Raw genomic sequence first — 19247 nt, 5'->3', positions numbered from 1 at the left:
TCCCTCCTCCCTCTCCCTTTACCGGGCCCTTGCGAACTTGCCTGCCGCCATGCGTCGGGCCCTTGATAACCGTCGCCTCGTCAGCCGGTGTGGTCCGGCAGCGTGATCCGCAGCACCCGGCCCGGGGTCCGGGTCAGGTCGGCCGGGTCCATGACGGGGTTCGCGTCCGCGATCCGCCACCACTGCTCGGCGTCGCCCAGGTACCGGTTCGCCAGGTTGTCGGCGCGGTCCCCGTCAGCCACCACGTGCTCGTCGATCTGCACCAGCCGCTCCGGCGGCGGCAGGATCCGCCGCGGCGTGTACGGGATCTCCTGCCCGTCCGCCGTCGTGTGCACCGACTGGCCGATGCCGTGGTACCTGCTGGTCCGCGGATACGGGTCCGGCGCCGGGATGCCGTCGAGCGGCCCTGCCATGTGCTTCCCCCTTCGTCGTACAACGCTCGGATCCGGTCGGAATCCGGTCGGAATCCGGTCGGTCAGATGCCGGTCAGTCCGAGCTGTGCGAGTCGGCCCCCGGCGAGCTGCCCCGCCAGGCGTTCCTTCTGTGCGAGGTGCGCGAGATACAGCTCCGCGCCGCGATGCCCGGCGGGCAGGTCGCTGACCGTCAGCAGCCGCAGCCCGACCGCGAGCGTGGCCCGGATCGGCTGCAACTGCTGGTCGAACGCCTCCTCGGTGACCGAGAGTTCGGTCAGCCGGACCGGTACGACGCGCCGCGGGCCCCAGACGAACAGCGTCAGCGGCTGCTCGACGGGCGTGATCTCGAGCAGGCCCCTGTCGGCGAGCCGGCTGTTCGCGCGCACCTGCGCGACAGGCGGCTGGATCAGCATCTCCAGCGCCGCGAGGTGCGGATGGACACCGAGCGCGAACGGCACGGCCGGCTGGTCGGTAGCGTCCAGCTCGGCGGTGAACTTCCACGACTCGACGGCCGGCCCCTTCAACCGCAGTGCCTCGGTCCGGTCCCCCTGCTGCTCCCCACCGCCTGCCTGCGGCGCGATGCTGCGCTCCAGCGAGTCGGGATTGAACTGCAGCACGATCACCCGTTGGGGGGTGCCGCGCTCGGGGTCCACGATGACGATACCGGCTTGCACCGGCTTGGGGAGATCCGTGTAGCGGGTCATGACTCCGCGACCCCCGCCTGGTCGTAGAACTCGAGCATCTCCCGCGCGCTGTCCCGCACGCTGCCTTCCGGATCACGCTCGGCAAGCTCTCGCAGGCGCGAGCGATACTGCGGGAACGCGCGGTACGACGACGCCCAGATGGCCATCTCGCGTACACGGTGATCCGGATCGTCGAGGCCGTCGTACACACGCTCGGCGATCTCCGCGTCGTAATGGATCGGCGAACCGATGACCAGGCGGATCAGTGCCGACCCGCGTCCAACCGGATCATTCGCGTCGTCCACGGCGGCGACCAGCTCGTCCGGTGACCACACGTCGAGATCTTCCATGACCATCCTGAGTGTTCCCTCGACGACGGTGGGCACGTCTCCGGACACCGAGACGTAGCACTCGGACGCCACCGCGTCCTCTACATAGTGAAACGTCGCCGCGGCGCTGACGATCCAGCGCGCCTCGTACCACTGATCGTCCAGACTCTCGTCCAGGAATGTCGCCCGCAAATCCTCAGCCCGGCGCAATACATCGTTACGCGAGGGGTAGTGACACAAAACGACACTCCGCGTCCGGTACGATCTTTCAACCGGCATTTTCACTCCTATCATGTCAATCACCCGGGCGTGAATCCGGGCCGATACCCCACGATTTAAAAAGTCGTTCTCGGATTTCCTTTTTCAGGTACTCCAACTTGGCGTCGGCAGCGGCCTTGTCCGTGAAGCCGACGTTTTTGAGCGTACGCGCCCATGCCTCAAGTCCTTCGGTGTGCTCAAGCCAGCTCCGGACAATCGCGAACTCGCGGCGGCGCATCTGGCCCCGTTTCCACCAGGGTGCCAGGCGGCGCGGCCGACGTGCTGAAGCGGGGTTTTGCCGATGCGCCTCGACCTCTTGCAAGTGCGAACCCAATCCCTCCGCGGCCTTCTTCGCCCCGCCAGGCCGCATCGGATGCCCGGCCGCCACCTCAGTCAGATCCTTCTTCCCACGCGCCGCGAGATCAATCGACATGACACCGGTCACCAACGTCGCCGGTGAGCGCCGACCCTCCTGGTGGACGAACCACTGGACCAACTCCGCGCCATTCGTGCCACTCAGAGACGAGGTCACCTTCCCCTGCATCACCTGCCCGGCATGATGGGCGATAGTGGAGCGCTGTTCGGACGTCATTTTCTTCAGCAACCTGTCGAAATCCGAATAGCTCAGATACTTGCGGATCATTTTACCGTTCTTCTCGACCGTCCAACCGACCAGCTGATTACTCGGATCGGTCGCGCGTGGGTTCGTCCGGGGCCCCATCATCTGCGCCGAGTGGACATGGACGATCTTTCCGTCGTCCGCCTTGTAACTCATGATGTTCTTGCCGCGCGGGCCCTTCGTCGCCTGGGCATGCATCGCCGCCAGCACGTTGATGCCCGGCTCGCCCGGTTCGATCGGTTTGCCGTTGCGGTCCTTCATGGTCTCTGCCCGGCGCTCCGCCTCGTCCTTGAGCTCGGCGCCGAGCTGGCGGATGAAGTGCAGCAGCCGGTTGACGAAGTCGGCATCGACACCGCCGATCACCGGCCGACGCGGGTTGAGCCACGCCCAGACCCGGAACAGGCTGCCACCCTCGCGAGCGACGCCGCTGAGGCGGTACCACAGCCGCAACCCCGCGAGCAACGGTCGCATGAGCAGCTTGCGTACGCCCTTGCGAAGGCGGCCGTCCAAAAGCGGCCTCAGTCTGGCGATGATGCAGGCGAGCCGCTGCTCCTTGGACTCCTGCGGCCTCTTCTTCTTGTTCTGGCGGTTCTGCTTCCGGCGGTTGACGACCGTCTTGCGCCAGTCCTTGAACTTCTGCTTGCCCTTCGCCACCAGGTTCTTCAGCTTGCCCGCGCTCGCCTTCAGCGCGCGGCCGAGCTTGCTGTTCGCGAGCTTGCCGCCCAGCCGCTTGATCGTCCGGTTGACCGTCTTCAGCGCGGGCCCGACCACCCGGCCGACCGCCCCGGCCGCACGCCGTACCCCGTCGACCGCCCGGCGCAAACCGCTCTTGGCCGCTACGCCCACTCGGCGCGCCCCCGAACGGACCGCCCGCGCGCCCGCGGTGACGCCCCGCTTGACCGCGCCGGCGGCGGCGACGGCACCGCCCTTGACGGCTGCGACCCCGCGTCGTACCGCTTGGCGGGCGGCGCCGACCGCCCGGCCGGCGGTCTTTCTGACGGCGCCGGCACCGCGGCCGAGGCCCTTCATGATCTTCTCGGCGATGCCCTTGAGCTTCGTGCCGACGCCCTTGAGAGCACGCGCGATCCGCACCATCAGGAAGTTCGTGATGAACTCCAGCAGCGCCACCGCACCGGCCGCGGCGGCCTTCGCGAACAGGCACGCGGCCGCGACACCACCGGCCTTCACCGCCTTCAGGAAGGTCAGGAACGCGCTGAACGCGGCGATGATCCTGCTGACGCTCCGGTAGGCCGCCATCACTCCCTGAGCGATCGCGATGATGCCGCCGGCGGCCGGGACGATCAGGCCGATGAGCTTCTCGACGACGATCGAGATGATCATCGCGGGCAGCGACTTCACGATCGCCTGCCAGGCCATCTTCCCGATCTGCGCAACCGACATGCAGCCCTTCACCAGCACGTTCCACAGCAGCTTGCCGATGCCGACGACGGACTCGACCTTGGCGTTGAACCACTCCTTGACCGCGGTCTTGACCGCGCCCCAGAGGAAGGTGCGGACACCCTCCTTGGCCGCGCCCCCGAGCTTGCTGACCCACCCGATCGGGTCCGGCGCGATGTCCTTGACCAGGGCCGCGACCTCGCCCAGCAGCTTGATCGCGGAGTCGACGAACGCGATCGCCGCCATCACCGCACCGCGGACCACCTCGACCGCCGCGAGCAGCAGCTTCTCGTACACCCCCAGGACCGCGACCAGCGCGCCGGCCAGCGCGTCGATGAGCGCGTTGACCGCCTTCTTCAGCCGGTCGGCGAGCTGCCGCACCTTGGCGATCGCGGCGTCGCGCATCGAGATGATCGCCTTGCGCATCTTCTCCGCGATGCCGGGGAAGACCGTGCCGATCACGCTCACCACGGCCAGCAGCGCGTTCGCGAGGCCCTTGATAATGCCGGTGATCGCCTTGGCGGCCAGGCCGATCAGGCCGTTGACCGCCTTCTTGAAGCCTTCCTTGATCGCGTCGATCGCCCTGACCGCCAAGTCGAACACGCCCTTGATCACCGAGACGAGTGCGTTGAACGCGGCCTTGACCTTGGACTTGGCCCAGCCCCACCAGTTGGAGGACTCCTCCTTCTTGGCCTCGCGCTCCTTTCGGGCCTTCTGCTCGGCGGCCTTGCGCTCCCTCTCGATCCGGTCGTTGTCCTCGTTCTGGCGCTTCTCGATGCCGGCGTCGGTCTCGGTCTTCCTGGCGCCGGTGTCCTCGCGGGCCTTCGTGTGCGCGTCGGTCGCGGTCCTGGCGTTGTCCTCGACCGCCCTGTCCTGCTCGTCACGCCACTCGCCGCGCTGGCCCGCGGCGTCCTCGCGGGCTTCCTGGCGCACGGCGGCCTGCTGGTCACTGTTCTCCGCGACCGCCTGCTGGACCTGGGCCCGGTTGTCCGCCTTCGCCTGGTCGGACTGGTTCTGCTTGTCCTGCTGGGCCTGGCCCATCCGGCCTCGGCCGTCGGCGAAGCCCGTCCGAATCTGCGGGCCGCGTTCCTGTATGGCGACCGACGACACCGTGTCCGGATCCGTCCCGCCGACGCCCGGACCGCCTGCCGCGGCCGGCGCGTGGCCAGCGGGCGTGTGGCTGGGCACCGAGGCGGTGAGCGTCTCGCCGGGCGCGTCCGGGTAGACCTGGTTCTCGCCGAGCCCGACCGCCGCGTCCTGTCGGCCGAGCGCGTGCGTCCGGTTGATCCGGTCCTCGGTCCGGCGGTGCTGCTCGTCGGCGAGCGCCGGGGCGGTCTCGCCCTCGAGCTTGACCCTGGGCGCGGCACCGACCGTGGTGTGCAGCCGGTCGTCCCTGGTGGGTACGCCGTCGACCGCGCCCTGGAGCTGCTGGATCTCGGCGTCGCCGGCCTTCTCCTCACTGCCCCCGGCGACGACCGGGTCCTTGACCCGGGTCGCGGGGTTCGGAGTGTTCGCGGTCGGTGGCGGGTTGGCCTCGCGCTGTGTGGCGAGCGTCTGCGGGGTCACCTGCGTCATCGGCTCGACCGCCGTGGACACCGGCTCACCGTTCTGGGGGGCACCGGCCTGTGTCCTGGGGGCGCCGCTCGGGCGTTCGAGCGTCGGCGGGGCACCTTGGAGGTCCTGGTGCTCCTTGCCGACCGTGATGCCCACGGCCTGGTCGACGCCGCCGAGTGCCTGCGGCATCCGGGCCGGTGGCTGGGACGAGATCGTCGCCAGTGCGGCTGCCGGCTCCCGGCCGGAGACCTCCGGTGGCCGCGTTTCTGCCTTCTCCTGGGCCGGGGCCGGTGCGCCGCTACCGCCCCCACAGCCGCCTCCGACGTCACCACCCAGGGCGTCGGCCCCCGTCGTGGCCGCAGGCGCTCCGGCGCATCCGCCACCGCCGGTCTCCAGCGAGCCATCGGGCCCGGCGCCGGGAGCGGCACCTTCGGGCCCCGGCTGTCCCGGCGCCGCCGACTGCGCCGCCACCGGTCCGCCGCCGGGTGCGGCTGCCGCGTCAGCGAGTTGGGGGTCGCCCGGCATCGGTTCGGTCGGCCGTGGGTCCCCCGGGACGCGCACGCCCGGCCCAAGCGCCGTATCGCCCGCCACGGCCGCCGTGCCGGCAGAAGAAGCGCCGGCAGAACCAGGGCCGGTGCCATCCGCTTCCCGGCCGAGCGTGCCAGGTCCAGTCGCCGGGCCGGCGAAGTCCCCAGCGGCGGCAGTCGAAATGGCCGGCGCCGATGCGGCCGGGTTCGCGGCGGCGGGCTCCACGGGGGCCGCCCCGGTGACCGGTGCCGCTTCGGCCGGCCCTTCAGGAGCGGCCGCGGTCGCGGTGGGTTCGGCCGTCGGCGTGGTGGTCGGTGTGTCTGACGCGGCCTGTTCGCCCTCGGCCTCGACCGCCCTGTCCTGTGAGGGCTCCGTGTCGGCGCGCTCCAGCTCCGGCTCGGCGGCCTGCTCGGCCTGCTCGGCGCGGTCCAGATCCTGCGGCTCGGCCTCGACCGGCGGCGGCGCGGGCATGCTCGGCGGTTCCCGCGGCTTCGGCGGTGTGGTCCCCGGTGCCGCCTTCAGTTCCTCGTCGACGGTCGGCACCGCGGACAGGTCCGGGTCGGTCTTCGGCACCGGGTCCGGTGCCGGCTTGTCCGCCCCGGCCTCCTGCTCGGCCCGGTCGACGGCCTGTTGCGGCGGTTCGGGCTCGGCGGCCGACTCCGGGGCCGGTACCTCGGACTCCGCGCCGGCCTCGGTGTGGAGCGGCTTCTCCTGCTCCGGCGGCTCGTCCTGTCTGCCCGGCTCCTTCGCCAGCCCGTGCTTGGCCAGCGGGCCTTGCGGGTCGTTCGCGACCGCCTCTGCGCGGTCCTCGCGCACCGGGTCCGTGCCTGAGCTGCCAACCGCGGCGGCCGTCCCGACCTGGGCCCCGACGACCGGCGCCCGGCCGATCGGCTCCGGCCCGGCCCCGCTCGCTCCGGCCCTGGGCGCGGCCACCGTCGGCGGCGCGGCCGCTCCACTCGCCGCTTCCTGCGCCTGAGCCGGCCGGGCCTCGGCAGCGGGCTGCTCCTTGTCCTCCGAGTCCGGCTTCTCACCGTTCTCGGTGGCCTTGCGGTGCTCCTCGTCCTCGCGCTTCCGCCGCTCCTCCTCGGCGGAGTCCTTGCGGCGCTGGTCGTCGAGCGCCGCCCCCTTCATGTGCTTGGCGTCCTGCTCGTCCTTGGTGGCCGCGTCCCCGCAGGCCCGCTCTCGATCCCGGTCCCGCTCCTCGTCCTCTGCGACCTGCCGCTCCTCGTCGCGTCCGTCGCGCTCCCGGTCCGCGCGGCTCCGCTCGTCGCCCGCCTTCTGCTCGGCCCGGTCGCGCCGTTCGGTCCACTCCCGCTCGGCCGGCTCCACCACGGGCTCCGGTACGACGGCGGTGTCCACCGGCGTGCCCGCGGGCGTCTCGGCCGCGGCCACCAGTTGCTCGACCCGGAGGTAGTCGGGCGACGGCAGCCGCTCCCGCAGCCGTTCCAGTACGACGGACCGCAGTTCCGGTGCCAGCCGTACCAGTTGCTGCCGCACGCGCCCCGCCGCGTCCGCCGGGTCGCCGCGCAGCGTACGCGTCACGCCGGCGACGATCCGGTCCACCAGCGTCGCCGGGTCCAGCTGCTCGGCCCGCAGCTGGGACACGTCGACGCTGATGAACCGCAGCCACGACACCGGCTGCGCGCCCCGCTCCCGCACTGCCCGCTCCGCGCCTCCGGCCGCTGGGCCCCGGTCGCCCGAGGCACGGTCCAGCCGCTCCTCGGCCTCGCGCTCGACCCCGTCCAGGGGCCGGCTCAGCGTGCCGTCCTGTCGGCCGAGCCTCAGTCGGCCGGGCGCGTCCGGCACCTGCACGGTGTGCAGGAGCTCGTGCGCGAGCAACCGTAAACCCTGGGCGGTCTCCGGACGGTACGCGCCCGCGGCGAAGAAGATGTCCTTGCCCACGGCCACGGCGTCCGCGCCGACCAGCTCGGCCAGCTCGGCCGCGTCCCGGTCGCTGTGGATGCGGACCGCGCTGAAGTCGTGGCCCAGCCACTCCTCCATCGCGCGCCCGACACCCGGCTCCAGCGGCTTCCCTGCCTGCGCGAGCACCTCGTCCGGCGTGGGCGGCGTGCCGCGTGCCCGCGTGTCCCGCAGCGGCGCGGACCGTTTCGCGCGCTTGCGGCGCGGTGGCTCCGGCTGCTGCCGTACCGGCGTGACGGTGCTCATCGCATCAACTCCCGGTGCACGGAACGCGCCAGTTCCCGCCCGAGACGGCGCGGGGACGTGGTCGCGGGCAGCGGACGCAGGCCCCTCACCACGCCGTACGACGCGGCCTCGGCGGCCGGCGGCTGCTCGGTCAGCAGCCGGGTGAGCTCATGGGTGAACGCATGTGCGATCCGGTCGGCGTCGGCGTGTCGCACACCGTCGACGCCGCGGATCACCAGCTCGTCCACGTGCAGGCTCACACCCATCCGGCCACCTCCGTGGACGTCACCGAGCGCTCGAACTTGACGTACTCGGTGTGCGCGGCGGCGAGCAGATGCCGCATCCGCAGCTCGGTGCCCTCGTCGGCGGCCAGGAAGGCGGCCGACAGCGCGATGTTCCGGATGCTGCCGCCGGCCACCGTCAGTTGTGCCAGCCGCTCGACCGCGACGCCGTCGACCGGGACCCGGGGCGGGATCACCCGCCGCCAGATCTCGGCCCGCTCGGCCACATCCGGGAACGGGAAGTCCACCACGAACCGCAGTCGCCGCAGGAACGCCTGGTCCAGGGACTTCTTCTGATTCGTGGTCAGGATCGCCAGGCCCCGGTACGACTCCATCCGCATCAGCAGATAGCTGACCTCGAGGTTCGCGTACCGGTCGTGCGAGTCCTTCACCTCACTGCGCTTGCCGAACAGCGCGTCCGCCTCGTCGAAGAGCAGCACCGCGCCCCCGCGCTCGGCCGCGTCGAAGACCCGGCGCAGGTTCTTCTCGGTCTCGCCGATGTACTTGCTGACCACCTGGGACAGGTCGATGACGAACAGGTCCAGCCCGAGCTCGCCCGCCACCACCTCGGCTGCCAGCGTCTTGCCGGTGCCGCTGCTGCCGGCGAACAGCGCGGTGACGCCGAGCCCGCGCCGCAGCACCTCCTCGAAACCCCAGTCCTGGTAGACGGTGGCGCGCTGCCGGACGTGCGCGACGATCTCGCGCAGGATCCTGCGCTGCCGCTCCGGCACCACCAGGTCGGCCCAGCCCGCCCACGGCTCCACCCTGCGGCCGAGCTCGTCGAGCGCGATCCGCGCATGCGCCAGGCCCGCACGCCAGGCCGCCGCCCGCACATCGCCGCCGGCCTCGCGGGCGACCGCGCCGGCGGACCGGATCACATGCCCGGGCAAGCTGAACTGCGCCACGAGACCGGCCACGTCGACGTCACCGCCGTGGCCGTCCAGTGCGGCCCGCCACAGCTCGCGCTGCTCGGCCTGCTCCAGCGGCTCGACGACCACCTGCGCGCGGTGCGTCGTGGGTGCGGGGAGCGGATCCGGGCTGGACAGCACCACCGGGACGCCGAGCATCGCCACAAACGCCTCCGCGGCCGCCGCCTTCGTCGTCTCGGAGACCTCGAGCAGCAGTACGGCGGGCAGCAGCACCCCTTCGCGTTCCCAGAGCCGGGCCAGCGCCGCGCGGTCCGCAGGTTCGGCCGGCAGGTCGGCCGCCGACAGCGTGAACGTCGCGAAGCCTGCCGCGCGCGCCGCGGTGCCCGTCACTTCGCGCCGGGTCTGCAGGTCGCCACCGGACAGCGCCGCCACCCGGTCGGCGCTCAGCGCCGCCGCCAGCTCCGCTGCCAGCCGCGCTTGCGACTCCGGCAGCCGGCCGGGTACGGCGGTGCGCGCGACCAGGCCCTGCAGCCGCGGCTCGACCTGGGACACCCCCAGCAGGAAGTGCAGCACCCGCTCGTCGATCCGCAGCCGCGCGGTGGTCAGCACCCCGTCGTCGGCGACCTCGACGAGCCGGTAGCGGCGCAGCGGCGCGTCCGGCGTCAGCGCGCTCCAGTGCGGCTCGGTCAGCGCGGCCAGGGCCAGCGAGAAGGTGGGGAACTCCCGCCCGCTCGCCGCCGCGCAGCGCGCCGCCGCTGTCGGCCCCAGCTCCATCGCCGCGCACAGCACCAGCAGGTCCTGCTCGAACGACGTCAGCCCGAAGCAGGCGACCACCGTCGCCAGCGAGCCCTCGTCGTAGGGCACGGGCCCGCTGCGGCCGTTCTCCGGGGCCCTGCCCTCACCGGCATCCGCCGTCGCGTGCCGGGACCGGCGCCGCGACCGTCCGGCAGCACCGGTGTCGGCCGTGTCGTCGACGGCACGGGCGTGCGCGCCGAGGCGCGCGAGTACGGCGGCCACGGCCGTGGCCATGACCGCCGCGTCGGCCTCGCGCCCGTCGTCGTCCATCAGAACTCCACCGCCGGCGTGCGCAGGTCCTCGCCGGTCACCGTTTCGACGCCATCGATCCGCACCCGCAGCAAATAGCTGCCGGCGGCGACGTCCGCCGTCGCGACCGCGACCGTCTTGGGGTCACGCGGGCCGGGCAGCGGGTACGCCGCGTCGAACCGGTGACTGCCGGTCCCGTCCAGTTCGTCCAGCAGCACCGACACGCGCTGCCGGTCGCCGACCTCGGTGTCCAGGGTGGCGACGACCTCGCCGCCGGTGACCTCGGAGGCGGTCACGGTGGCCTGACGCGCCATCGCGATCCCGTTCGAGCCGAGGATCCGGGACGAGTCACCGAACGCGACCTCGTGCAGGACCTGTACCGGGTGCACTCCTGCGGCCAGACCGGCGGGCGGGGTGAACACCACCCGGCCGTCATCGACGGCAGACGGGGCCACCAGCTCGCCGCCGGCATCGACAGTGACCTTCTCGCGGTTCAGGTCGCGCCCAGTCAGCACCACCTCGTGGCCCACCGGCACCGGGCCGGGCCGCGGCTCGGCGTCCGAGCAGGCCGGGCGGCTTCGCAGCTCCTCCACCACCGGGTGCCGGCCGGGGACCACTCGGACCCGGTGCTCCCGGACCGGGCGACCCGCGGCCGGCGTCCGCCTGCTCTCCAGGAGCACCAGCGACGCCTCGAACGCGATGGACGGCGTGTAGGGCGTCTGGATGAGCATCGACCACAGCTTCGACAGGTCCTCGACATCCATCTTCGACGGCGTCAGCCGGACCGTCTGCGGCGACGCCGCCAGGTCGGCGCCGGCCAGGAACGCCCGCCCGGCGGCCGTCTCCAGGTCCTGTGCGGACAGCGCCGGCTGCTCGTGCAGCGTGCGCGCCACCGAGCCCAGCAGTGCCTGCGGCACCAGCTGGATCTCGTTGCCGTAACAGCTGATCAGGTAGTGCAGGTCGTACGCCGCCGTGGGCCTCCTCAGCACCCGTCCGTCACCGTCGCGGGTGGGCGTGTCGGCGTTGCGCCGGGACACGTTCGGGGTGATCCGGTAGCAGAACACCGTGATGGTCGGCTCGGTCACCGGCTCGCTCGGCGGCTTGCGTGCCTCTACCTGTACGGCGTAGGGCACGTCGGACTGCACCGCGCCGGCCAGCAGGCAGCGCAGCGCCTCTGTGGCCTGGGCGATCGCCAGATAGTTACTCACGTCGCCTCCTGCCGGTCGAGAAATGCCTCCAGTCCGACGGCCGGCTCAGGCCGGCCGGTCCGGCCGGTCCGTTCCCGCTTCGGTTCGTGCGCCGCTGTCGTGACCTCAAGCCGACCGATGCTGACCTGCACCGACGGCTCGGCCTGCGTGGCCTGCGCCTCGAGCCGCCGGACCCCGACGTCGGTCCGCGGCACGGAGGGAAGTGCCGCGGACGCCGTCCGTCCGGCGGTCATGGGCCCGAGGGACGGCGTCCGCGCCGGCGTGTCCGCGACGGGGCCTCGATACGCGGGCTCCTCGACGGCCCGCGCCACCGCGTGCGACGGCACCAGCCGCTCCACGACACTCCGCAGGACAGCCGATGCGGCCGCCTGCGCCACGCCCGACGGCCCCGCGGACACGGTGCGCACCGTGTCGATCGACCGCACGGCCCGCTCGATCCGGCTCAGCACCGGCGGTCGTGGCGCCGACGCCCCCTGCGGACCGGCCTGCGCCGTCGCCGGTGGTGCCGCCAGCGCCCGCACCACCGGTCGCGACGGTGCGGTGGCGTCGATCTCGACCTCGGTCTCGGTCAGCGGCGCGGCCGACAGCTGTTCGAACGGCATCGCCAGCCGCGGCCGCGCCAGCGGCACCACGGTGTCCGGCCGGCTCACCGCTCCCGCGCGGGCGAGCAGCCGGTCGAACAGGTCCGGCGTCCGTGTCTCAGCCATGTCCGGCCAGCTCCAGGTAGTAGCGGCGGCGCAGCGGTGACAGCGCCAGTACATCGGGTTCGGTCCACCCGTAGCTCAAGGCCAGCGCGTGCACGTCGCCGAGCGTCGTACGGGCCCACGCGTCGAGCTCGTCCCACAGGTAGGTCGCGATGTCGAACTGCGCCCGCACCTGCGCGCCGCAGTCCGGACAATCCATGGCGAACGAGATGTCGGCCGCCGGATCCGCCGCAGCCACCGCCTCGGCGAGCAGATGCACGACGTGCTCCGGCAGCCGGTCCGCGCGCACCGCCCGGTCACCGCGCCGCGCCTCGAGCACCAGCCGGGCCGCGAGCCCGCGTCGTGGATCCTCCGTGGCCGGGTCCCCCACCGCAAGCAGATCGGCGGGCGTCGCCGACCGGAACCGCACGGTCCAGTCACCATCGGTCAGTGGCTCGGGCTCGGCCTCGGGTGCGGCGGCCGCCAGGCCGGTCGCGTCGGCATCGAATTCCAGGTCCGCACCGCACGCCGGGCAGCCGATCCGGACCGACAGGACGTCGCCGAACAACGCGACGCGCAGGCCGAGCAGTTCGGCGTCCCGGGTCCCGACCGGGACACCGAGCAGCTCGTCGGCCGCCCGCCCGGGCCGGGCAAGCGCGTGCAGCAGTACGGCCCGCTGGACCGAGGAGTCGGGCAGCGTCAGCCCGATCTCCCAGGCGGCGAGCAGCTCCGTCGGGGAAGCCACCTCGCACCCCTTACAGAATCTGGTATGAGGGCTCGTACGGCTCGGCGACCTCCAGGTCCCGCTCCCAGCCCTCGCACTCGATTTTCAGGTGTTGGATCGCGACCGCGTTCGCATTCGCGTCCAGTTCGCCGAGCACCTGGTACTCCGACGGGAAAGCCCGGTACACCTTGTACGCGAGCGCCACCTGCCCGGCCTCGTTGAGGACCTGGATCACGATGTCCTTACGGAAGTCCTTCAGCGAGGACTCGCTGCCAAGACCCTGGCCTACCATCCAGACCTTGTTCGCCCAGCGGTCGAATTCCGGGTCGTGGGTGACGCCGCGCTCGATCGTGATCGCCTCGAACTCGGTCCGGCCGGCGGATTTCCGTGGTGAGCTGGGATCGCCGCCGTTACGGTGTTTGATCACCTCGGTGGTCCTTTTCAGCGGGCTGATCTTGCTGCACCCGGCGACGGTCTTGCCGTCCCAGAGCACCAGGAACTTAAAGTTCTTGTAGGGGTCGAACCGCTGCGCATTGACAGTAAACTCTGCCATTTCTTATTCCTCACACCTCGATCCGTCCCACCATTTGCTCAATCTTCACCACGACGAACTCGGCCGGTTTCAGCGGTGCGAAACCGACGAGCACATTGACGATGCCTCGGTTGATGTCTCCCTGGGTGGTGGTGTCCTTGTCGCACTTCACGAAGTAGGCCTCGCGCGACGAGGTGCCCTGGAAAGCGCCCTGGGTGAACAGGGTGTGCAGGAAAGCGCCCACGTTGAGCCGGATCTGGCCCCACAGCGGCTCGTCGTTCGGCTCGAACACCACCCACTTCAGGCCGCGGTACAGGCTCTCCTCGACCATGAACGCCAGCCGCCGAACCGGGACGTACTTCCACTCCGACGTAAGCGCGTCCGCGCCGAGGAGTGTGCGCGCGCCCCAGATCACCGGGCCGACGATCGGGAAGCTCCGCAGGCAGTTCACTCCGAGCGGGTTGAGCAGGCCGTTCTCGGCGTCGGACATCCTGACGCTCATGGAGCGCACACCGGTCAGCCGAACGTCGGTGCCGGCCGGCGCCTTCCATACGCCGCGCTCGGCGTCGGTCCTGGCCATCAGCCCGGCGACCGCTCCCGACGGCGGGAACGTGCGCAGGCGTCCGGTCAGCGGGTCGGTCATCGTGATGTGCGGGAAGTACAGCGCCGCGTGGTCGCTGCGGACCGCGTCGTACGCCGGCAGCCCGGTGCGCGCCTGCTCGATACTGGTCCACTCCGGCGGGCTGTCGACGATCAGTAGCATCCGCTTGTCCTCGCAGAGCTCCTCGGCTGCGGCAATCACGCCGATCGCGTCACCCGTGTAGTCCTGCCCGGCCAGGTCGGGAAGGCAGAGCAGGTTGACGTCCTGCACCTCCCGCAGCGCCTGCATGCCAGTCTTGTCGGCCTCGCTGCCGCGGAACTCTGCGTCCGTCGGCGGGTCGCCGTCGTCGGCGTCCTCCAACTCGTAGGCGGTCGCGTGGGCCGTGATCAGGCCGAGCGCGTTCGCCACCTCGCCGGTGAGCGTCATCGTGGCGCCCGCCGTCCCGGCCAGCACCTGCAGCCGCTTGCCGGCCACATCGACGTCCGCCCGGGTGAAGGCCCTGTTGGGCGACGCCGCTCGTAGCCTGCGCTCCAGCAGCAGGCCGAGTGCGGTCAACGACGTGGGCTTGGTGTCGGCAGCGGTGTAGAGCGTGATCTCGACCGGTTCAACGCCCGCGACGGTCGCGGTGAGCTCCTTGTCCGCCAAGTCCGGCACTGGGCCGACCGGTCCCGAGACCGTGCCGGAGAAATCCGGCACCGCGTCACCGGTCGCCTTGACGTAGATGTACGACGACTCGTTGACGACCGCCTCGACGAAGCGCGACGCGTCGGAGCTCATCGACAGGTTGCGGTACCGCTCCAGCACCGCTCCGGAGACGTCCAGCACGCGCAGGCCGAACGTGTCGCCGGTCGCGCTCGGGTCGATCGCAACCCGCAGCCCGTTGCCCCAGTCGCTGGCGTCCCGCGAGGTCACCGTCAGCGCCTTCGGCTCGCCACCCGCCGCGATGTCCTTCGACGCCGGACTGGCGCCCTTCGCGACCCGGACGATGACCGCGACCGAGCCGCCGGCCAGGAAGAACTGCTGCACCGCGTAACTCAGCAGGCTCTTCGCGTCCAGGCCGCCGTACTGCCGCTCGAAGTCGGCGAAGCTGGTGATCGTCACCGCCTCGTCGATCGGCCCACGCCGGGCCACCCCCACGAACGCCGTCACCGACGTTGTCACCGCGGTGATCGTGCGGACCGCGCTCGGTAGCTCCTCGATGTAAACACCGGGATACGAGACAGACGTCGCCATACTTTCCCCACCCCCTTGGAGCCTTTGCATTTTAGGCATGAAAGCATGCAGCGATACCCTCAGGCAATACACTAAAAAATCGAACACGAATACGAGAAACGGCCCGCACCACAAGCGACACCCAGAAGAGTGTTTCCCCGCCCCGCACCCCTCCTCCGAACACCGCAATTAACATGCACACAGCGCCAGGGACAACCACTATGTTAATTTTCCATGATTGCCCATCGTAAATGCCTCTTATCATTCTGACGGTTCACCTGTTGCTGAGCTTTCGGGTCCGTTGATTGCTGTTTGGTCCCAGGGGCAGGTTCCGCCCCAGTTCAGAGTGGGGTCGTCGGTGAGGCGGCAAGTCATGAGGTCGATCATCGCGAGGTGGATCATCGCTTCGGAGCGGTGCTGATGATCAACTGCGGCGGGTTCCAGGGCAAGACCGGGACCGCGTGCGACGCGGCCGCGTCCTTCGAGGACGTCTGGCGCGAGGTCCACCAGCTGCTGCCCGGCCGCACGCCCGGCACCAGGTCTTCGTACCGGGGGCCTACTGCCGTCTGCCGGTACGCGCGACCCACGACCTCCTCGCCGCCCTGAGCAAACGTCTCCCCCAAGGCGGACAAACCTACGGAACATGGGCCGACTCCCAGCGCCCCGCCTGGGACGCCGTCGCCACCTGGATCCTCACCCACCGCATCGGGCACCTCATCGTCTGCCGCACCGACCGCCTCACCACCACCCGCCAGAGACAGCTGCTCGCCCTGCGGGAACGGTGCGGCATCCGCCTCACCCTCCTGTGGCACCGGCCGGTCACCCCCACCCTGAAAACACTCCTCGAAGAAACCCCGTACCGCCTCGTCTACACCCTCCCCCCAGGCCCGTATCCCGTTGAGTCAGACGGAACACCCGCCGTCAGGTACCCGAAACGCCGGACAGCAGCGGCCCACCGGCACCAGCCCCCAGCCCCCAGCCAGGACGACGGCCGGTGGATCACCTCCCCGCCACCATCGAACGGCACAGTGACAGACCGCCCAAAACGCGCCCCGTGCCAAGGCGCCCCAGCCCACGCCTCCACAACGAGCGGCGCACCGTCCGCGCGAAAACCTGACCACACATCAGCAGACTTCGCCACACGGATGGCCACAGTGGCACACCCCCTCCACGCCACAGCACTGAGCATCCACGCGGCCAACGGAGCAGACATCAACCGGCTCGCGCTCATCCGCGGCATCGACATCAACGAAACCGCGACCACCGTCAAAATCCACGACAGCACCGCCCACCGCCGATGCCGACTCCACCCACTCCCCACCTGGACACGCCCCCTCTTACGCGCCGCAGGCATCCACGGACAACTCAACAACCGCGCCCCGGACAACCCGCTCTTCCCCCTCATCACCGTCCAGGACGGCGAACAACTCCACCTCACCGCAACAGGAATCCGCTACACACTGGGCCCCACGCGATAGAAGGAAACACCGACCGCCCCGCCCCGCCTACCAGACCCTGCCGCCACAGCCCTGACCAGCGACAACACCTTTCGCTCTATACCGACCGGCAACCAACCGACCCGCACCATCACTAAGAGGAGCTAACAGAAAGCCTCTGTTTGGGCATGTCCGTTGCTGCGGTTGGTCGTTGAATGGGTCATGGGGAAGGGGAAAGGCCCGCCGTGGCTTGTGTCGGACGACTTGTGGCTGCGGGTCGAGCCGCTGCTGCCGGTGCGGCCCCGACGAAGTCGGAATCCGGGCCGGCTGCCACTGGACGACCGCAAGTGCCTGCAGGGGATCTTGTTCGTGCTGCATACCGGCATCCAGTGGGAGTGGCTACCGCAGGAGCTCGGCTTCGGTTCGGGGATGACATGCTGGGCCTTGACCCCTGATGTTGGACACACGAGACACTGGATCCTGAGGATCTGAGAACGGACATCTCGTGGTTATGAAGAACTATCCGCCGCAGTTCAAGGCGGACGCGGTCGCGCTGTACGAGTCGCGGCCCGATGCGACGATCAGGTCGGTCGCCGCCGATCTGGGGATCAATCCGGAGACCCTGCGGAACTGGGTGCGGGCTGCCGGGGCAAGCCGTCCACGGGGACACAGGAACCGGCCCAGCCGCCGGCACCGCTGGAGGCGGAGAACGCGGCTCTGCGGAAGAAGGTCCGCGAGCTCGAGGAGGAACGCGAGATCCTGCGGAAGGCCGCCAAGTATTTCGCCGGGGAGACGCGCTGGTGAACCGCTTCCAGTGTGTCGACGACCATCAGCGCCGTTACGGCGTGAAGCGGCTCTGCAGCATCCTCGGCGTCAGCCGCTCGAGGTTCTACTACTGGCGCCGGACAGCCGCGGACCGGGCCGCCCGGCAGGCGGCCGACGCACAGCTTGCCGCCCGGATACGGGCGGTGCACCGCGAATCGGACGGCACCTATGGCGTCCCCAGGATCACCGCCGAGCTCCGCGAGGCGAACGGTGAGGCGGTCAACCACAAGCGGGTCGCCAGGATCATGCGAGAGTCCGGGATCGAAGAGGTCCGGTTGCGCCGCCGGCACCGCACCACAGTCCCCGATCCGGCTGCGGCCAAGGCTCCGGACCTGATCCGTCGGGACTTCACCGCGGGCAAGCCGAACACGAAGTACGTCGGCGACATCACCTACCTGCCCATCGACGGCGGTAAGTTCTGCTACCTGGCGACCGTCATCGACCTCGCCTCGCGCCGTCTGGCCGGCTGGGCGATCGCCGACCACATGCGCGCGGATCTCGTGACCGACGCCCTGGCCGCGGCGATCCGCACCCGCGGCAGCCTCGCCGGATCGATCATGCACACCGACCACGGAGCCCAGTACACGAGCAGGGCCTTCGCCGAAGCCTGCAGGTCAGCAGGGGTTCGGCGAAGCATGAGCTCGGTCGGGTCCAGCGCGGACAACGCACTCGCCGAGTCCTTCAACGCGGCCTTCAAACTCGAGACCCTGCAAGGACGAAAGAGCTGGCCCAACGAGCGCGAGGCCCGACTCGACGCCTTCAGACGGCTCCACCGCTACAACACCCGGCGCCGACACTCCCGCCTCGGACAGCGATCACCAATCGCCTTCGAGAACGCCTTCCACCCCACACCAACTACGCTGCCACCAGCCGCATAACCCGTGTTCAGGATTCGGGGTCAAGGCCCACCGGGCCGAGCCCGGTCGACCGCGCCAGACCGGGCTCGAAGCACCATGTCATCACCGACTCGCACGGCACCCCGCCGGCCATCACACTGACCGGCGGCAACCGGCACGATGTCACCCAGCTACTGCCGCTGCTCGACGCGATACCCCACATCCGGGGCCGCACCGGCAGGCCCCGTCACCGGCCGCGGCAGCTGTTCGCCGACCGCGGCTACGACTACGACAAGTACCGCCGCCTGCTGTGGAAACGCGGGATCAAGCCGGTCATCACACGACGCGGAGTACCGCACGGATCCGGGCTCGGCACGGTCCGCTGGGTGGTAGAGCGCACGAACGCCTGGATCCACGGCTTCCGCCGCCTGCGGATCCGCTGGGACATCCGCGACGACATCCACGAAGCATTCCTCAAACTGGCCTGCTGCGTGATCACCTACCGACGCGTCCGAGCATTGTGTTAGCTCCTCTTACTCGGATGCCGCCGCCGACCCCCGCACGCTCCGCTCCGCGGCACTGCGCCTCGATCTGCGGGCCAAGTCCTGGCGCTACACCAAATTGCCCGGGCCGGACGTGGCCGCGGCATTCTCACGTGACACCGCCTACATCATGTCGTACGAAGGGCAAGCCGCCGCGGTGGACACCGCGACCGGCACCCGGTTGTGGTCGGTGGACACAGGCTTCTCCATCGCCGGCTATCCCGCCGTCCACAATGGACGGCTCTACGTCGTGGACACCAAGGGCCGCCTCATCACCCTGGACACCCGTGATGGCACCCTGCTGCCACGCGGCCCGCAGCACCCGGGCATGGGCAGCAAAGCACCCACCCCACCACCGCAGTTCGCCGACGGAAAGGTGTACGTCACCACCTCCACACAGCTCTACTCCGCCTCTCTCGACGGGACGGAGGCCACAGGCACTTGATCCACCACATGTGCGGGGCTTTCCCCTTGTCGAGGACACCGCTTGTCTGAGCGGGCGCGGGCTGATCAGCCGAAGCGGCCAG

General features: G+C 70.5%; 14 protein-coding genes and 4 pseudogenes. 6 read left to right on the top strand and 12 right to left on the bottom strand.

The annotated features are described in order from the left end of the window. Positions 1 to 80 precede the first annotated feature (80 nt). The 12 genes and pseudogenes from DVK44_RS33855 to DVK44_RS38010 all read right to left on the bottom strand — a co-directional run. Positions 81 to 413, bottom strand: coding sequence for a tail protein X (locus tag DVK44_RS33855; protein WP_114664431.1), 333 nt, complete (start codon positions 411 to 413; stop codon positions 81 to 83). 62 nt (positions 414 to 475) lie between these two features. Further along, entirely contained in the window at positions 476 to 1117 is a 642-nt protein-coding gene (locus tag DVK44_RS33850) for a hypothetical protein (protein ID WP_114664430.1), read from the bottom strand. Further along, positions 1114 to 1617, bottom strand: a complete 504-nt coding sequence (locus tag DVK44_RS33845) for a HEAT repeat domain-containing protein (protein WP_114664429.1) — start codon at positions 1615 to 1617, stop codon at positions 1114 to 1116. The genes DVK44_RS33850 and DVK44_RS33845 overlap by 4 nt, the downstream gene beginning before the upstream one ends. 103 nt (positions 1618 to 1720) lie before the next feature. Then, entirely contained in the window at positions 1721 to 7948 is a 6228-nt protein-coding gene (locus tag DVK44_RS33840; protein WP_114664428.1) for an eCIS core domain-containing protein, read from the bottom strand. Beyond that, entirely contained in the window at positions 7945 to 8187 is a 243-nt protein-coding gene (locus DVK44_RS33835; protein ID WP_228447483.1) for a hypothetical protein, read from the bottom strand. The genes DVK44_RS33840 and DVK44_RS33835 overlap by 4 nt, the downstream gene beginning before the upstream one ends. Beyond that, positions 8184 to 10142, bottom strand: coding sequence for an ATP-binding protein (locus DVK44_RS33830; protein WP_114664426.1), 1959 nt, complete (start codon positions 10140 to 10142; stop codon positions 8184 to 8186). Before DVK44_RS33830 ends, DVK44_RS33835 begins: the two co-directional genes overlap by 4 nt. Next, positions 10142 to 11329, bottom strand: coding sequence for a DUF4255 domain-containing protein (locus DVK44_RS33825; RefSeq protein WP_162794204.1), 1188 nt, complete (start codon positions 11327 to 11329; stop codon positions 10142 to 10144). Before DVK44_RS33825 ends, DVK44_RS33830 begins: the two co-directional genes overlap by 1 nt. Beyond that, on the bottom strand, positions 11326 to 12036 hold the full coding sequence (locus DVK44_RS33820; protein ID WP_114664424.1) for a hypothetical protein: 711 nt from the start codon (positions 12034 to 12036) through the stop codon (positions 11326 to 11328). The genes DVK44_RS33825 and DVK44_RS33820 overlap by 4 nt, the downstream gene beginning before the upstream one ends. Beyond that, a complete protein-coding gene (locus tag DVK44_RS33815) occupies positions 12029 to 12757 on the bottom strand; it encodes a hypothetical protein (RefSeq protein WP_114664423.1) in 729 nt (242 codons plus the stop codon). The genes DVK44_RS33820 and DVK44_RS33815 overlap by 8 nt, the downstream gene beginning before the upstream one ends. 10 nt (positions 12758 to 12767) lie before the next feature. Then, positions 12768 to 13289 (bottom strand): phage tail protein, encoded by a 522-nt coding sequence (locus DVK44_RS33810; RefSeq protein ID WP_114664422.1) that lies wholly within the window; start codon positions 13287 to 13289, stop codon positions 12768 to 12770. A gap of 10 nt (positions 13290 to 13299) precedes the next feature. Then, positions 13300 to 15189 (bottom strand): phage tail sheath subtilisin-like domain-containing protein, encoded by a 1890-nt coding sequence (locus tag DVK44_RS33805; RefSeq protein ID WP_331461644.1) that lies wholly within the window; start codon positions 15187 to 15189, stop codon positions 13300 to 13302. Between the two features lie 222 nt (positions 15190 to 15411). Beyond that, positions 15412 to 15504 (bottom strand): annotated as a pseudogene (locus DVK44_RS38010) (IS5 family transposase); the annotation flags it as partial. Here DVK44_RS38010 and DVK44_RS36575 point away from each other — a divergent pair. The 6 genes and pseudogenes from DVK44_RS36575 (at position 15475) to DVK44_RS33785 (ending at position 19165) form a co-directional block, all read left to right on the top strand. Continuing rightward, on the top strand, positions 15475 to 15687 hold the full coding sequence (locus DVK44_RS36575) for a hypothetical protein (protein WP_162793589.1): 213 nt from the start codon (positions 15475 to 15477) through the stop codon (positions 15685 to 15687). The pseudogene DVK44_RS38010 and the gene DVK44_RS36575 overlap by 30 nt on opposite strands. Positions 15688 to 16235: 548 nt before the next feature. After that, positions 16236 to 16559 (top strand): hypothetical protein, encoded by a 324-nt coding sequence (locus DVK44_RS36570; protein ID WP_162793587.1) that lies wholly within the window; start codon positions 16236 to 16238, stop codon positions 16557 to 16559. 180 nt (positions 16560 to 16739) lie between these two features. Further along, positions 16740 to 16958, top strand: a pseudogene (locus DVK44_RS33800) (transposase); the annotation flags it as partial. Positions 16959 to 17022: 64 nt separating this feature from the next. Beyond that, a pseudogene (locus DVK44_RS33795) lies at positions 17023 to 18220 on the top strand (IS3 family transposase). A 26-nt stretch (positions 18221 to 18246) separates the two neighbouring features. Further along, positions 18247 to 18705: pseudogene (locus tag DVK44_RS33790) on the top strand (IS5 family transposase); the annotation flags it as partial. Between the two features lie 52 nt (positions 18706 to 18757). Next, positions 18758 to 19165: an outer membrane protein assembly factor BamB family protein gene (locus DVK44_RS33785; protein WP_114664420.1), complete on the top strand. Its 408-nt coding sequence runs from the start codon at positions 18758 to 18760 to the stop codon at positions 19163 to 19165. The last annotated feature ends 82 nt before the right edge of the window (positions 19166 to 19247 follow it).

Origin of the sequence: Streptomyces paludis (assembly GCF_003344965.1) — a bacterium.
Taxonomy (GTDB): Bacteria; Actinomycetota; Actinomycetes; order Streptomycetales; family Streptomycetaceae; genus Streptomyces; species Streptomyces paludis.
This window is presented reverse-complemented; position numbering and strand designations above follow the sequence as displayed.